This is a genomic window from Syntrophorhabdaceae bacterium (assembly GCA_036504895.1).
Taxonomy (GTDB): Bacteria; Desulfobacterota; Syntrophorhabdia; order Syntrophorhabdales; family Syntrophorhabdaceae; genus PNOM01.
Map to the genome: position 1 here is coordinate 21,587 of DASXUJ010000097.1, position 16,123 is coordinate 37,709.

Annotated in this window: 10 protein-coding genes; 5 read left to right on the plus strand and 5 right to left on the minus strand. The window is 52.9% G+C overall.

Going from position 1 to position 16,123, the window contains the following annotated elements:
- Positions 1 to 65: 65 nt before the first annotated feature.
- The 3 genes from VGJ94_14010 to VGJ94_14020 form a co-directional block, all read right to left on the minus strand.
- Positions 66 to 506, minus strand: coding sequence for a pilin (locus VGJ94_14010; protein ID HEY3277728.1), 441 nt, complete (start codon positions 504 to 506; stop codon positions 66 to 68).
- Positions 507 to 634: 128 nt separating this feature from the next.
- The gene (locus VGJ94_14015; GenBank protein HEY3277729.1) at positions 635 to 1,576 is read right to left on the minus strand and encodes an oligopeptide/dipeptide ABC transporter ATP-binding protein; all 942 of its coding nucleotides are present in this window, start codon (positions 1,574 to 1,576) and stop codon (positions 635 to 637) included.
- The gene (locus VGJ94_14020) at positions 1,546 to 2,523 is read right to left on the minus strand and encodes an ABC transporter ATP-binding protein (protein ID HEY3277730.1); all 978 of its coding nucleotides are present in this window, start codon (positions 2,521 to 2,523) and stop codon (positions 1,546 to 1,548) included. Before VGJ94_14020 ends, VGJ94_14015 begins: the two co-directional genes overlap by 31 nt.
- Before the next feature lie 348 nt (positions 2,524 to 2,871).
- Here VGJ94_14020 and guaB point away from each other — a divergent pair, with 348 nt between their 5' ends.
- Genes guaB through VGJ94_14040 form a run of 4 tightly spaced genes read left to right on the plus strand, consistent with a single transcriptional unit; the run spans position 2,872 to position 10,294 of the window.
- Positions 2,872 to 4,338, plus strand: coding sequence for an IMP dehydrogenase (gene guaB / locus VGJ94_14025; protein ID HEY3277731.1), 1,467 nt, complete (start codon positions 2,872 to 2,874; stop codon positions 4,336 to 4,338).
- Between the two features lie 6 nt (positions 4,339 to 4,344).
- Positions 4,345 to 5,901 (plus strand): glutamine-hydrolyzing GMP synthase, encoded by a 1,557-nt coding sequence (gene guaA, locus VGJ94_14030; GenBank protein ID HEY3277732.1) that lies wholly within the window; start codon positions 4,345 to 4,347, stop codon positions 5,899 to 5,901.
- Entirely contained in the window at positions 5,902 to 9,351 is a 3,450-nt protein-coding gene (locus VGJ94_14035; GenBank protein HEY3277733.1) for a DNA polymerase III subunit alpha, read from the plus strand.
- Entirely contained in the window at positions 9,335 to 10,294 is a 960-nt protein-coding gene (locus VGJ94_14040) for an acetyl-CoA carboxylase carboxyltransferase subunit alpha (GenBank protein HEY3277734.1), read from the plus strand. The genes VGJ94_14035 and VGJ94_14040 overlap by 17 nt, the downstream gene beginning before the upstream one ends.
- A 15-nt stretch (positions 10,295 to 10,309) precedes the next feature.
- Here VGJ94_14040 and VGJ94_14045 read toward each other — a convergent pair whose 3' ends face one another.
- Both VGJ94_14045 and VGJ94_14050 read right to left on the minus strand, forming a co-directional pair.
- Positions 10,310 to 11,611, minus strand: coding sequence for a hemolysin family protein (locus VGJ94_14045; protein HEY3277735.1), 1,302 nt, complete (start codon positions 11,609 to 11,611; stop codon positions 10,310 to 10,312).
- A complete protein-coding gene (locus tag VGJ94_14050; GenBank protein ID HEY3277736.1) occupies positions 11,604 to 15,761 on the minus strand; it encodes an acyl-CoA dehydratase activase in 4,158 nt (1,385 codons plus the stop codon). Before VGJ94_14050 ends, VGJ94_14045 begins: the two co-directional genes overlap by 8 nt.
- 41 nt (positions 15,762 to 15,802) lie before the next feature.
- Between VGJ94_14050 and VGJ94_14055 the strand changes: the two genes are divergently transcribed.
- Positions 15,803 to 16,123: an acylphosphatase gene (locus VGJ94_14055; GenBank protein ID HEY3277737.1), complete on the plus strand. Its 321-nt coding sequence runs from the start codon at positions 15,803 to 15,805 to the stop codon at positions 16,121 to 16,123.

The following is a 16,123-nucleotide window of genomic DNA, read 5'->3' on the forward strand; positions in this document are numbered from 1 at the left end:
GAAAACCTCCCCTTCGATGAAGAAAAGCGAGGGGGGCGTTATGCCCCCCTCTGGCTCATAAGCGCTTACTTCGGTTTGTAGGCATTATCGACATCACCACCCCAGTTCCAGGTTTTATAATCCGGTTGGCCTGTCAGGGTTAGGTGCTTCGTATCGACGCCGCTTCCGATATTTGCAAATGTTGCGTCAATTACCCTAGTGGCGGCAGTGTAAGTGAATCCCGCTCTTCCCGTCGGAACATCAACCCCATAAAGCGTCTTCAATGTTCCGCCCGAGGCATCGCCCTGGGCCACCGACGCGTCCTGTGTGGAGCCTGCTTCGGAGTAGTAGACCGATATCGCGTTCTTAAGGGCGCCCATGGCATGGACGACCTCTCCCACCTTTGCCTTCTTCGTGTAACCCGTGTAGGCGGGTATGGCTATGGCGGCCAGGATGCCTATGATGGCGATAACGATCAGCAACTCGATCAGGGTGAAACCTTTTTCTCCTCTTTGAGCCTTAAACATGAAACACCTCCGAAAGGAATTTATAATATGTAGTACAGCTATAGTTATAAAAGGCCGTAGCCTTCAAAGTCAATGACATGCGTCACATAGGGATGGAAGAAGAGCGTGAGGGAGTGTATACGGGTTTTTCAGCGGTCCCCGGCAACGAAACAGGCGACACGATGGTCCTCGCTGCCCACGAGCTCGGGGGTCTCCCCCGCGCATTTGGCCACGGCCATTTCGCACCGGGGATAATAGACGCACCCGCGGTTACGGTCGAAGAGCTCCTGCCCCACGCCCATGCAGTATTCTCCCTTGATGGAGTGTATGAGCATCCTTGTATAGGGATGAAGGGGCTCGTAAAACACCTTGTCCTTTGTTCCCGATTCCACTATCTTGCCGCCGTACATGACAATGATATTATCGGATATGAACCTTACTATATTAAGGTCGTGGGAGACAAAGAGCATGGAGATATTGAGCTGCTCCCGGATATCGATGAAAAGATTGACGATCTGGGCCTGAATGGAGACGTCGAGAGATGATACGGGCTCATCGGCTATTATGAATACGGGACTCGTGGCCAGGGCCCTGCCGATGGCGACGCGCTGGCGCTGGCCTCCGCTCATTTCGTGAGGGAATTTGGGCATGAAATCCTCTCCCAATCCCACCTTCCTCAAGAGGTCGACAACCTGCCCCTTTATGGTGCCTTTGTCGGCCAGACCATGGAAAAGCAAGGGTTCTGCCATGATATCATAGACCCTCCTCCTCGGATTGAGAGACGAATAAGGGTCCTGGAAGATGATCTGCATCTCCCTCCTCAGGGTCTTCAGCTCTTTCCTCTTGACCTTCATGAGGTCCCGGTCCATGAAGGTGATCCTGCCTTCGTCGGGCGTATCGAGGAGTAGTATGCACCGGGCAAGGGTGCTCTTTCCCGAGCCGCTCTCCCCCACCACGCCGAGGGTCTGCCCCCGGTCGAGGTCGAAGGAAACCCCGTCAACGGCCCTGATTATCTCCTTGCCGTAAGAGAAGGCGGTCCTGCGCACCTCGTAGGTCTTCTTCAGTCCTGATACAGATAGCACCTTACCCATTTTCCTCTTTCCACTTCCTTGAGCTCCGGCTCATCGCCCCTGCATATTTCCATTACGTGGGGACAGCGCGGGTTAAACTTGCATCCCGGGGGCAGATCGGACATTTTCGGTACGAAACCGGGGATCGCCTTCAGGCGCGCCTGATCGCTTTTCAGCCAGACCACCGATTCAAGCAACCCCTTGCTGTACGGATGGAGGGGAGCGCTGAAAAACTGGTCGACATAATTCTGCTCCACCATCCTGCCCGCATACATGATACCTACCCTCTGGGCCAGGCCTTTTATAATACTAAGGTTATGGGTGATGAAAATCATGGACATGGCTTTCGCGGAAACCAGGTCCTGGAGAAGACACAGTATCTGGGACTCCGTTGCCACGTCAAGGGCGGTGGTCGGTTCGTCGGCAATTACGAGAGACGGATCGCAGGATATGGCGATGGCGATGAGCACCCTCTGCCTTTGGCCGCCGCTCAGCTGGTGGGGGTATTGGTTGAATTTCTTTTCCGGCTCATCGAACCCCACGCCACGAAGGAGTTCCAGGGCCCGGTTTTTTATCTCCGCCTTTGAGAGCTTCTTGTGGATCTCGATGGTTTCACAGATCTGGTCGCCGATCCGCAGTACGGGATTAAGGGCGCTCATGGGCTCCTGAAAGACCATGCCGATCCTGTTTCCCCGGACCGTGTTCATTTCATCGAGGGTAAGGGCGAGAAGGTCCCGCTCCTCGAATATCGCCTTGCCGCCGAGTATCTTCCCGGGGGGCGGCACCAGCCGCATAATGGAGAGGGCGGTCATGGTCTTTCCCGACCCGCTCTCTCCCACGATGCCGAATACCTCTCCTTTATTAAGGGAGAGATCGAGGCCATTGACCACTTTCATTGTCATGGAATCAAGGGCAAAGCCGGTCGTGAGACCCTTCACTTTTAACAATGCCTTCCCTGTTTCATTCATCCCGGCCTTCCCTTTGCCTCTAAAAACTTTTGATTATTTTAACCTTATGCATTATACTAATCCAATATAAAATGGCAAGGCTTTTGTAAGCGTGCCGACATTTGACACATATCGCGCCTGAATTTAGACGACTTACAAGCAACGGATATTACGGATTTGCGACTATCGAGAAGAAGCATGAGGTTTATACCAAAACGGTTGGACACGCCACCACTCATCCATGTGAATTCCCCGGCAAGACTCGTAGGCGACGGACCGGCGAACCAATGCCGGAGCCGGTAATGTTCCGTGCAGAGCCTTTTTAAGGCTCTCGTATGATAAACTGAAAAGGAATTGAAGAGGTGATCAATGCAGGAGAAAGACATTAACGAGGGCCTTACATTCGACGATGTACTCCTTGTCCCGTCCATGAGCAGTATAATACCCAACGAGGCCGATGTATCCGCCTCTCTTACAAAGAACATAAAACTGACCATACCGGTCCTCAGCGCTGCCATGGACACGGTCACCGAGGCAAAGACCGCTATCTGCCTTGCCCAGGAGGGAGGCATAGGGATCATCCACAGGAACATGGGCGTTGAAGAGCAGGCCCAGGAAGTGGAGAAGGTGAAGAAATCCGAGAGCGGCATGATCATAGACCCTATCACCATGAGGCCGGATCAGAAAATAAGGGACGCCCTCGATTTGATGGCCCGGTACAGGATCTCCGGCATACCCGTGACAAAGGGCAAAAAACTCGTGGGGATCATCACCAACCGGGACCTCAGATTCGAAACGAATTTCGAGGAGAAGGTGCAGAACGTGATGACAAGGGAGAATCTCGTCACCGTAAGTGAAGGGATAAGCCTTGAAGACTCCAAAAAGATACTCCATAAGCATAAGATCGAGAAGCTTCTCGTGGTGGATGGGAATTTCAATCTGAAAGGCCTCATTACCATTAAAGACATAGAGAAGATGCGGAAATTCCCCTTTTCCTCCAAGGACCACCTGGGCAGGCTCAGGGTCGGGGCGGCAGTCGGAGTTGCCAAAGACAGGGACGCGAGGGTCGAGGCCCTCCTCAAGGCGGGCTGCGACGTGATCGTCGTGGATACGGCACACGGCCATTCCCAGAATGTGATCGAATCGGTGAAGCAGATAAAACGGAATTTCAAGAACGCCCAGGTGATCGCCGGCAATATCGCGACGGCGGAGGGCTGCGAAGCCCTGATCAAGGCAGGCGCCGATGCGGTGAAGATAGGAGTCGGACCGGGCTCTATCTGCACCACGAGGATCATCGCCGGCGTGGGGGTGCCCCAGATAACCGCCATTATGGCTGTCTCCAAAATGGCAAAGAAATACGATATACCCATTATCGCCGACGGGGGCATCAAATTCTCCGGCGATATCACGAAAGCCCTTGCAGCGGGCGCCGACACGGTGATGATAGGGAATCTCTTTGCAGGTACCGATGAAACCCCGGGCGAGATGGTGCTCTATCAGGGCCGGACCTATAAGGTCTACAGGGGCATGGGCTCCCTCGAGGCCATGAAGGAAGGCAAGACGAGGGACCGCTACTGCATACCCGAGGATGAAATCGAATCGAAGATCGTTCCCGAAGGCATTGAAGGAAGAGTACCCTACAGGGGCTCTCTCTCCATCGCCATTCAACAGCTTGTGGGCGGGCTCAGGTCGGGCATGGGATATCTCGGGTGCGAGAATCTCGCAGAGCTCCGCGAGAAGGCGCGGTTCGTGAGGATCACCGCGGCCGGGCTCAGGGAAAGTCACGTACACGACGTGATCATCACCAAGGAATCTCCGAACTACCGGATCGAGTGAGGTGTAATGGACTACCACAAGGAAATAGTTTTAATTCTGGATTTCGGCTCTCAATATACCCAGCTCATCGCGAGAAAGGTGCGCGAGCTTGGGGTATATTGTGAGATATACCCTTTTAACCTGAGTCTCGATAAGATCGTAGCGATGAACCCGAAAGGGATCATCCTGTCCGGCGGGCCGAAGAGTGTCACCGAGGCTGACGCCCCCATATGCGACTTAGGCATCTTTAAGCTCCCCATTCCTATCCTGGGCATCTGCTACGGGCTTCAGCTTATCACCACGGTGTATAAGGGGAAAGTAGATAAGTCGACCAAAAGAGAGTACGGGAAAGCCCACATATCGGTCAACGCATCAGTCAATGACCGGGACGCCCTCCTCGAAGGGATAAAGGACGGGGACGTCGTCTGGATGAGCCACCAGGACAGGATACTGACCATGCCCAAAGGCTTCAGGACCCTCGCCCATTCGGATAATTCACCCCATGCCGCCATACGCTCCGCGGATGGATTGATCTACGGAGTCCAGTTCCATCCCGAGGTCCACCACACACCGAAAGGAAAGAGAATCCTCAAGAATTTTCTTTTCAAGATCTGTAAGGCCAAGGGCCTTTTTTCCCCGAAGTCTTTTGTGAAGCTCGCTACGGACCGTATAAAGGAAGAGGTAGGGGACCGCACCGTCATATGCGCCCTCAGCGGGGGCGTCGATTCATCGGTAGTCGCCACATTGATCCATGCTGCCATAGGGGATAAGCTCCGCTGCGTCTTCGTGAATAACGGCGTCCTGAGGAAGGACGAAGAGAAGGAAGTAGTCGACATCTTTAAAGACAGGCTCCATCTGAACCTTAAATATGTGGACGCAACCGATCGATTTCTCGATGCATTAAAAGGGGTAAAAGATCCTGAAAGAAAGCGTAAGATCATTGGTAAGCTCTTCATCAAGATTTTTGAAGAAGAGGCCAAGGCATCGGGCGACGTTCAGTTCCTCGCCCAGGGCACCCTCTATCCGGACGTAATAGAATCCATCTCTTCCAAAGGTCCTTCAGCCACTATAAAGAGCCACCATAACGTGGGGGGTCTCCCCAAGCGGATGAAGCTCAAGCTCCTGGAGCCGCTCCGCGAGCTTTTCAAGGATGAGGTAAGGATCGTGGGCAAAGAGCTCGGCCTGCCCGACAACATAGTCCAGAGGCAGCCTTTCCCCGGTCCCGGTCTCGCCATCAGGATCATCGGCGATGTCACCCGGGAGCGGCTGAAGATACTCAAAGAAGCGGACCATATCGTAAGGGAGGAAGTGGAGAGAAACGTCGCCTTCTCCCATATCTGGCAATCCTTCGGCATACTTATCCCCGTGAAGACCGTGGGGGTGATGGGCGACGAGCGGACCTATGCCAATGTCATCGCCATAAGGATCGTGGAGAGCGAAGACGCCATGACCGCCGATTGGGCGAGGATCCCCAATGACGTGCTCGACAGGATGGCGCGCAGGATAATCAATGAAGTACCCGGGGTAAACAGGGTCGTCTACGATATCTCTTCCAAGCCCCCGAGCACCATTGAGTGGGAATAGATGGCGGATTTCGTTCATCTCCATCTCCACACACAATTCAGCCTCCTTGACGGGGCGATACGGTTCGACCGGTTATTCAAGCTCGCGAATGAATACGGCATGCCCTCGTGCAGTATCACAGACCACGGCAACATGTTCGGAGTGGTCGATTTCTATTTTGCCGCAAAACAGTACGGGGTAAAGCCGATCATCGGGGTTGAAGCATATATCGCCCCGAAGTCACGGTTCGATCAGAAAAAGGTGAGGGGCGAGGACAATGCGTTCCACATCGTCCTCCTCGCCCAGACCAACCAGGGTTACAAGAACCTCTGCAAGCTCATCAGCTTCGCCCACCTCGAAGGCTTCTACTATGTCCCCAGAATCGACAAGGAGCTTCTGAGGAAATACCACGAGGGCCTCATCTGTCTCACCGCATGCATAAAGGGAGAGATCCCGTCCATGATACTGCGGGACAATGAAAAGACGATTCACGACACGGTTGAGGAGTATTATTCCATTTTCGGCGATAGGATGTTCTTCGAGCTTCAGGATAACGGCATCGCGGAGCAGACCAAGATAAACGAGGGGCTGGCGAGTCTCTCGAAACACTACGGTATTCCCCTGGTCGCGACAAACGACTGCCATTACCTCCGTAAGGAAGAAGCCAAGGCCCATGAGCTGCTCCTCTGCATTCAGACGGGCAAGACCATGAACGACAAAGACAGACTGGCATTTCAAACCGAGGAGTTTTACTTCAAGTCGAAAGAAGTGATGGAGAGGGCCTTTTCCCAATACCCCGAAGCCTTGTCCAATACGATGAGAATCGCCGAGATGTGTAATGTCGAGATCGATGTAGATACATACCATTTCCCGGTCTTTACACCGCCCAAAGAGATGGAGATCGATGAGTATTTCGTGTCTCTCAGCGAGCAGGGTTTCCGCGAGCGCCTGGACCGCATTAAGGCCGCCTATGAAGTTTTCGAGCCCGCCCTCGAGGAGACTTACCGCGAAAGGCTTCTTTATGAGATCGATGTAATAAAGAGAATCGGCTTTGCCGGTTATTTCCTCATCGTCGCCGACTTCATCAGATATGCGAAGTCGGAGGGAATACCAGTGGGTCCCGGCAGGGGTTCCGCTGCCGGAAGCCTCGTTGCATACTGCCTCGCCATCACCGATATAGATCCCATCAAATATGATCTTATCTTCGAGAGGTTCTTAAATCCCGAGCGCGTCACCATGCCTGATATCGACGTCGACTTCTGCAAGAAAAGAAGGGATGAGGTAATCAAGTATGTGACCGACAAATACGGCAAGGATAACGTGGCCCAGATAATCACCTTCGGGACCATGCAGTCGAAGGCCGCGGTCCGGGACGTGGGCAGGGCCCTCGGGATCCCTTACGCGGATGTGGATAAGATCGCCAAGATGGTCACTTCCGCGGACAACGGCATAGAGAGATCCATGTCGGACGAGCCCCAGCTCGGCGACGCCTACCGCAATGATGAAAGAACACGAGAGCTTCTCGATAATGCAATGGTCCTCGAGGGCCTCGCGCGTCATGCCTCGACCCACGCGGCGGGCATCGTGATCGCGAACAAGCACCTGTCGGAGTACCTGCCCCTCTATAAAGGATCGAAGGGCGAGGTAATCACCCAATACGCCATGAAGACCATCGAGAAAATCGGTCTTATCAAGATAGACTTTCTCGGTCTCGAAACCCTCACTATCATGGATGAGGCAATAAAGCTTTTGAAGGCCCAGGGTGTCGACCTGGATATCAACAACCTTCCCCTCGACGACAGAAAGACCTATGAGCTTCTTGCCGCGGGGAACACCTCAGGGGTGTTCCAGCTTGAAAGCAGAGGCATGAAAGACCTGCTCACCAAGCTCAAGCCTGCGACCTTCGAGGATATCATGCCCCTCATCGCCCTTTACCGGCCGGGCCCCTTAAAGAGCGGCATGGTCGATGAGTTCATCAAGAGACGGAACAACCCGTCTCTTGTGAAATATGAGACGCCCCTCCTGGAAGGGGTGCTGAAGGACACCTACGGCGTCATAATCTATCAGGAACAGATTATGAAGATCGCCACGGTCCTTGCCAAATTTTCGATAAAGGACGCGGATGCCCTGAGAAAGGCCATGTCCAAAAAGGTGCCCGAGCAGATCGAGGCGTACAAGGAGCGGTTCATCACCGGCGCGACCGCCAACGGCGTATCCCTTCAGGCCGCACAGAAAATTTACGATATCATCCTTCAGTTCGGTGAATATGGTTTCAACAAATCCCATAGTACCGCCTATGGATTGATCGCTTATCAGACCGCCTATCTCAAGGCCCACTATTACGTCCCCTATTTTGCCGCCATCCTTACGAGCGAAGTGAACGATACGGACAAAATGGTCAAGTATGTATCGGAATGCAGGGAAGACGGAGTAGAGATCCTGCCCCCCGACATAAACAAGAGCGAGAAGTCTTTTACCGTTGTGGAGAATAAGATACGCTTCGGCTTGTCAGGGATAAAGAACGTGGGAGACGCAGCCCTCGACAGTATTCTCGCAGTCAGGGAAGAGCTCGGAGAGTTCACCTCCTTCACCCAGTTCCTGAGCGCCATAGACTCCAGGCGGGTAAACAAGAAAGTCATGGAAGCCCTCATAAAGGGCGGCTGCTTCGACAGCATGGGGCTCAAAAGGTCCCAACTCCTCCACGTGCTCCACGAGAAGTCCGATAAACTCCAGAAAAAAGATAAGAACCAATATCAGATGGATATATTCGGAACCGAATACGGGGCCGCGGAGACCATCAACATACCTGAGATGGAAGAGATCCCTCACGAGGAGCTTCTCCGGGGGGAGAAAGAAGCCCTCGGCTTCTACTTCAGCAGGCATCCCCTGGGCGCCTATGAGGAGCTTATCAACAGCATCACGCCCTACGACAGTCAAAATTTAAAAGAAACCACCGATATGTCGGAGGATATCCAGATCGTCGGCGTGGTGAGCACCTGCAAGGAAGTGGTAACCAAAAGGGGTGACAGGATGGCCTATATCACCCTCGAAGATACGAAAGGAACCGTAGAGGTGATCGTCTTTCCCGACCTCTACGGCAGAAATCAGAAGCATATCGCCGGCGAGAAACCTCTCATCGTGCTTGGAAACCTGGACAAGGTCGACGAAAACGGCGCGCGTATAAAGGCAAAGAATATAATCCTCCTTGAGGATATGGCCAGGGAGATGGGTAAGAGGGTGAAGCTCGGCATCGATTGCCGGGTATTCAGGAAAGAGGACTTGAGGGTCCTTAAAGATGTCCTCTTCAGCCTTAGGGGAAAGGCGAAGATATCGCTCGAATTCTCTTTTAACGGCGACAGGCGGTCCCTTCCCGTAAAGAACCTTCGCGTGGACCCCGCAAAAATGGATGTGGTATTGAAAAATTTTCCGGACGGAGTTTCGGTTGAGGTGTCGGATGAGACATTATCTTGACTTTGAGAAAAGGCTTGAGCCTTTAGAGCGAAGGCTAGACGAGATAAAGAGATTCTATGATGTGAGAGATCCCCATTATGCCCGGGAATTTCAATCCATTCAGAAAAAAGTGGCGAAGCTCGAGAAGGAGATTTACGGAGACCTTTCCCATTGGCAGAGGTCGCAGATCTCGAGACACCTGAACAGGCCCCACACCCTCGATTACATCGAAAATCTTTTTACCGACTTTACGGAGCTCCAGGGCGACCGCAAGTTCCGGGACGATCCCGCCATCGTGGCCGGCTTTGCCTTTCATGAGGGCACGGGCGTGGCGGTAATAGGTCACCAGAAGGGAAAGGACATACGGGCCATGGCATACAGAAACTTCGGCATGGCCCATCCCGATGGATATCGAAAGGCCATGAGGGTTATGGATATGGCTAACCGCTGGGGAAAGCCCATAATCACCTTCATCGACACCCCCGGAGCCTTCCCGGGGATCGAGGCGGAAGAGAGGGGTCAGGCAGAGGCAATCGCCTCGAGTATATGCTTTATGTTCTCTCTCGACGTGCCGGTAATCATCGTGGTCATCGGAGAGGGAGGGAGCGGAGGGGCGCTTGCCATAGGCGTAGGCGACCGGATCCTGATGCTCGAGAATGCCACCTACGCAGTCATTTCGCCCGAAGGATGTGCGGCCATCCTCTGGAGGGATGGATCGAAGGGCCCTCTGGCGGCCGAGGCCCTGAAGCCCACCTCATACGACCTTCTTAAACTCAAGGTAATTGACGATATTATCAGGGAGCCCTTCGGCGGTGCGCACAGGAATCAGGATGAAGCCATGGAGCATGTCAGGCCCGTCCTCACGAAATACCTGAAAGAGGTCATGGCGATGAACCCTGAAGAGAGGAAACAGAAGCGATACGAGAAATTCAGGGGCATGGGCATCTTCGAAGAAAAGAGGTAAACCGCCCTTCCCTTTTCAGGTCCTCCTCGGACCTAACCGGCGGCGCTCGAGCTTCACTTTCCTGATTCTCCTGCCTTCAATATCGACCACAGTGAATTTGTAGCCTCCCACGTAGACCATCTCGCCCCCCCTGGCGATCCCCTGGAGCTGGCTCAGTATAAACCCTCCCAATGTCTCATAACCCGGACCTTCCGGTAAATCGAGGTCCATCTTGTTATTGAGATCCCTGATCGAGTAAGCCCCGTCTATAATCACCGAACCGTCCCTCAACCTCTCCATCCGGTCGTCTACGTCGGTCTCATCCATAATATCGCCGAATATCTCTTCCATGATGTCTTCAAGGGTCACGATGCCGATGGTGCTCCCATATTCGTCGACTACCACCGCCATGTGGGAGCGCCTTTTCTGCATTTCTCTGAGGAGGGCGCTTATTTCCATGGTCTCGGGCACGAAGTACGGCTTCTTCAGCAGCCCCTCGAGATCGAATTCTTCCTTGAGCCATATATGTCTGGTAATATCCTTGTGATATACGATGCCTATCACATTGTCCGGATGGTCCCTGTAGACGGGATACCGGGAATATTCATTCTCTATAATATACTTGAGTATCTCATCTCTGCCCTCTTCTATGTCGATGGCGTAGACATTGGGCCTGGGCACCATGATCTCCTTCACCAGCCTGTCGGCAAACTTGAAGACGCTGTCGATCAGCTCTTCTTCGGTGCGGTCGAATACCCCCTTCCTCCTCCCCTCTTCAAGGAGAATCTTTATCTCCCCCTCGCCCACATGGTCCTCTCCTTTTTTCAGGCTTAAGCCCTTGATGATGAACGTGGTGGACAGGCTGAGGAAATTGACCACGAAAAACAGGATCCTTGATGTGTAATCAAATAATGGCGCGATCCTGAGGGCAACCGACTCTTTATAGTTCATGCCGATATATTTCGGCACCAGCTCCCCGAAAACGAGAGTCAGGTATGTGAGGACGGCCACCACCAATACCAGCGAAACCGTCTCGGAAAGGTCTTTTGCAAGGAAACGGCCCATGAGGGGAGCGATGTATTTCACCGAGACAATTCCGCCCACCGCGGAGGCAAGGGTTCCGAAAAGGGTAATTCCCACCTGGACCGAGGAAAGAAATTTTTCGGGGTTCTCTTTCATGAGGAGCAGGATCTCCGCCTTCCTGTCCTTCTTTTCCCGAAGTAACTCTTTGATTTTACTTTTTCTCGACGAGACTATGGCCATCTCGCCGGCGGAAAAAATACCGTTCAGCACTATGAGGATTGCGATGAGAAGGACCTCGAAAGTCGGATTACTCATTACCCTGAAAGTGCTCTCTCACCTGATACATGAACGCGTCGAGCCTGGTGGTGATGTTCGTCATTCCCTGGCCCTCATACGCGACATTTAAGATCGGAATCTCATATTTCTTCTGGATCAGCTTCATCATTGCGCTCGATATGGTCCCCGGCATACAGGTAAAAGGCATGGCGTTGATTATGCCTGATACCCCCTTCCCGATAAAGTCTATGCTTTTGCCCACGCTGAGGATAGCTTCCCCTTCAAAACTTACATCCACGTAAGGACGCGCTTTTTCGATGATCGACACCACCGTAGGCTCGGGACCGTAACGCAGCAGCCCCTTGAAGACCTTCTCCATGGCGTGCTCCTCTTTTTTCTGAACACGATCCGTAAGTATAACACTTAACGCATTGGAGAAGCTCGCATTTTTCAGGCTTCTTGCTCTTGCCGTGAAATTCACATAAGATATCCACTCTGCAATGGGCGCGAGCCACACCTGCCCCCCGAACTCCTCCACCTTCTTTATCAGGTATCCATTCGCAAATCGGTTTGACCTTATGTATATCTCACCCACGATACCCACTACAGGCTTCCGGACATCGTTCTTCGGGATCCCCAGAAACGCGCGTGCAGACCGGTCGAGGACCGGTACGATATCTTCTCCTCCGCCTTCTATGGACCTGCGCACTGCAGAGAGGGCCTCTTCATAGACTATGTCGGTATCCCCGATCCTGGTTTCAAAAGGTCTGGTTTCATGGAGCATCTTGATGAGAAGATCGGTAGCGACCACCGCCCTCCAACCGAGGCGGGAAAATTTGCCGCCCACTATATTGAGCTCCTTATAGAACCTGTCGTCCTGGTTAGGCGCGTAAATGGGCACATCAGGGAGGCCTATCTCATCAAGCACCATGCGGTGAAATTTATGGTATTGACCGAATCGGCACGGCCCACTCCCGGAAGGCATGAAGAAGGCGCTCTTTCCGGGATCGAAATCAGCCTTGGTTGCGTGCTTTACCATATCGCCGGTAGTGAGTATACAAGGATAACATTCTTTGCCGGTGGTATATTTTCTCCCTACAGTGACCGACTCCTCGTCAGATTCATCCATCACCGCCGCATCCACACCGCACGCCCTAAAGGCGCCGGCAAGGGCATAGGCGTGATCGGTCATGTAGGGTATATAGATTCTCTTCCTGTGACCGTTCATCTTGTAGACATCGCTGCGCGCTTCCTTCCCTGCCTCTTCGATCCTGGCGTTCTTTATACTGTCGAGAAAGGCTTCAAGTCTTGTGACTGCCCCCGCGTCGGCACTGTGCTCGTCTATCTCAAGCTGGAGGTAGGGTTTTCCTTTCATAGTTTTTTTGAAGAAATGAGTGATAAAGGAGTCAGGTCCGCATCCGAAGTTCGTAATGTAGATGGCATAAAGATTTTTATGGTTCCGGATGAACCTTGCTGCCCTCAGTATCTTGTGGCCATATCCCCAGTACATATCCTCGAGGCCCTGCCCGCTCTCGACATCATTGGGAATGGGCAGCATATCAAGAGGAACCGGCATCACCCCGAGGTCGATAAGTTTTTTATTGAGGTTGAGGTTCGCCCCGGGGTCCGTACTGTTGTACGGTCTGCCGACCACTATCATTGCCTTCTCATTGCTCTTCAGACCGGATAATGCTTCGATCCCTTTTTGGAGGCATCTGCGGGTAAACTCCTCCTGGGCTCCGCTCGCGGCTTCGAACGCTTTTCTTATTGCCTTACGTGATTTGTGCAGGCTTTTCCCATAGGCGTAGAGCTCGTCAAGAACGACTTTGGCTCCTCCCCCCAGATGGATCACCGGAGAGTCCAATGTTACGCCCGAGCCGGCGAAATCTATGGAGGCATGCACTGTGTACGGGACGGATTGGGCGTAAGGGCAGGCGAAGGAATTAGAGACGTTCTCCGTCGGCTTTTTCATATTGATAACGCTGGGAAGGAATATCCTCTTCACATCTTTCTTAATGAGGTTCAGGAGGTGGCCGTGAGCAAGTTTCACGGGGAAGCAGGTCTCCACTATAATATTCTCTCCCCCGTCACGGATAATCGATTTGTTGGTGGGATCGGACAGTATGACCGTAAAACCCAAATTTACAAAGAATGTCTTCCAGAACGGCAGAAATTCATGCATGTTGAGAAGCATCGGGATGCCGATAGTCTCACCGTCACCGTTGCCCTCACACACTTCATGCATTATTTCGTTCCTGATTTTGAAAAGATCGGGAATATCTTTCTTTTCCTTCTTCTTCACCACATCGTATTTCTCGCATCTGCTCCCGTAATATAATGGAGCCTCCCGCTCAACCATAACTTTCCTGATCTCGCAGAGGTTCTCACATCCCTTACACTCGAAGGTCTCGACCTCGTAACTTCTCTTGCTCAAGTCGAAGCCCCTGAACGAGCTTTTTTCCCAGGTCTTCTCTTTCATTGCAAGGATAGCGACCCCGATGGCCCCTGTCACATCGTGATGGGGCGGCACCTTGAGGGGCCTGCCTGCCAACACTTTTTCAAAGGCCGCGACTACGCCCTTGTTGAAAGCCGTGCCGCCCTGGAAGAATATCCTGTTCCCGATGCGCCGGTCCCCCACCACTTTATTCAGGTAATTCATGACAATGGAGTAAGAAAGGCCGCTCACGAGGTCCCCCGTCTTTGCGCCCTTCTGCTGGTGATGGATTACATCTGACTCTATGAAGACCGTGCACCTTTCGCCCATCTTTATCGGTTGAGCCGATGCGAGGGCGAGGTCGGCGAACTCTTCCTTTACCGAAATACCGAGCCTCTCGGCCTGTTCCTCGAGAAAGGAGCCCGTGCCCGCGGCACAGGCCTTATTCATCTCGAAATCGACGATCACGCCCCTGTCGATGCTTATGTACTTGGAGTCCTGCCCTCCTATTTCGAAAATTGTGTCTACTTCCGGGTCTATGGATATGGCGGCTTCCGCCTGGGCAGTAATCTCGTTTCTCACGATATCTGCGCCGATATAATCGGCAGTCAAATATCTTCCGGATCCGGTGGTCCCTGCGCCGATAATCTCCACCTTGTCGCCCACCTCGTCCGCGATCTCGGCCAATCCTCTCTTCACGGCTTCCAGGGGCCTCCCCTCGGTCATGAGGTACCTTTTTACCAGGACGTTCCTCTCTGCATCGATAACTACGAGATTGGTGCTGATCGATCCCACGTCCACACCCAAATAAGCGGTAACCCTGGAATCGATTGTCCGTACCGCGTAGGAGACGTTCAGGTTTTGGTCCGAGATCTCGAGGGGCTCATGGGTCTCCTCCAGTCTCTGTTTCTCCAGGTATGTATCGAGCTCTTCGAAACCTTTGAACCGGCGTTTCAGAGACGGGTCTTCCTGTACCGTGACTACGGCCCCTATGGCGCCCATAGAGGTGAAATGATCGGGAACGATAAACTCGTCGTTCCCAAGACCGAATACGTCCTGAATGGCCTTTCTCATTCCTGCATTTTGCGCGACGCCGCCCACGAAAGCCACAGGATTTTTGATATCCTTACCTTTCGCGATATTGCTTTTGAAGTTTCTCGCAAGGGCATAACAGAGTCCCGCAACGATCTCATAATCGGGGGTGGCGATCTGTTGAAGATGGATCATATCCGATTTGGCGAATACGGTGCACCTGCCCGCAATCCTCGGGGGGTTGTTCGATTTCAGCGCCACTTCGCTGAATTCCTCGATAGTGAACCGAAGCCTCGATGCCTGCTGATCGAGGAAAGAGCCCGTCCCCGCAGCACATAAGGTGTTCATCGAAAAATCCCGGACCTTCAGTTTCCTGCTCCGCGTGCCCTTCTCGAAAATAATCAGCTTGGAGTCGGCTCCCCCGATATCTATCACGCTTCCCGCATGGGGGTAGAGAAAGCTGAACCCCTGGGTAAGGGCCACAATTTCGTTCACGAATGCAGCCCCCACAATGGGAGCGAAGGCATGGGCCGCGGTCCCTGTGGCTGCGATAAAATCGACGGGAAATTCTTTGAGCACTTCCTCTATGGCTTCCCTTCCTATTTCGAAAGGCCTTCCCATGTGGCGCGTATAGACTTCTCTTACGATGCTTCCTGCTTCGTCCATAACCACAAGGTCCACGCTCACAGAACCCAAGTCGATGCCTACCCTGTACATTTCCATTCCTCCGCCGGCTGAAAAGCTTTTGATTTTGTGAGGTCCTTATGTTAATTATAATAAATATAGGAAGCAATCAACAAAAAAACAACATGATGGGGCGCGCGCATATTTTTGTACGGGGTTTAGTACAAGGTGTCTATTTTCGACACTATACGGAGGGTACCGCGCTGAGACTCGGACTGACGGGATGGGTGAGAAACCTGAGAGACGGGCGGGTCGAGGTGCTGTGCGAGGGACCGATTGAGCGCCTCGAAGAGATGATCGAGTGGTGCAGGTCGGGTCCTCCGGCTGCGCGCGTCGAGGAAGCACAGGTCTCGTGGGAGGAATATACCGGTGAGTTCGACACCTTTACCGTCGGGTACTGA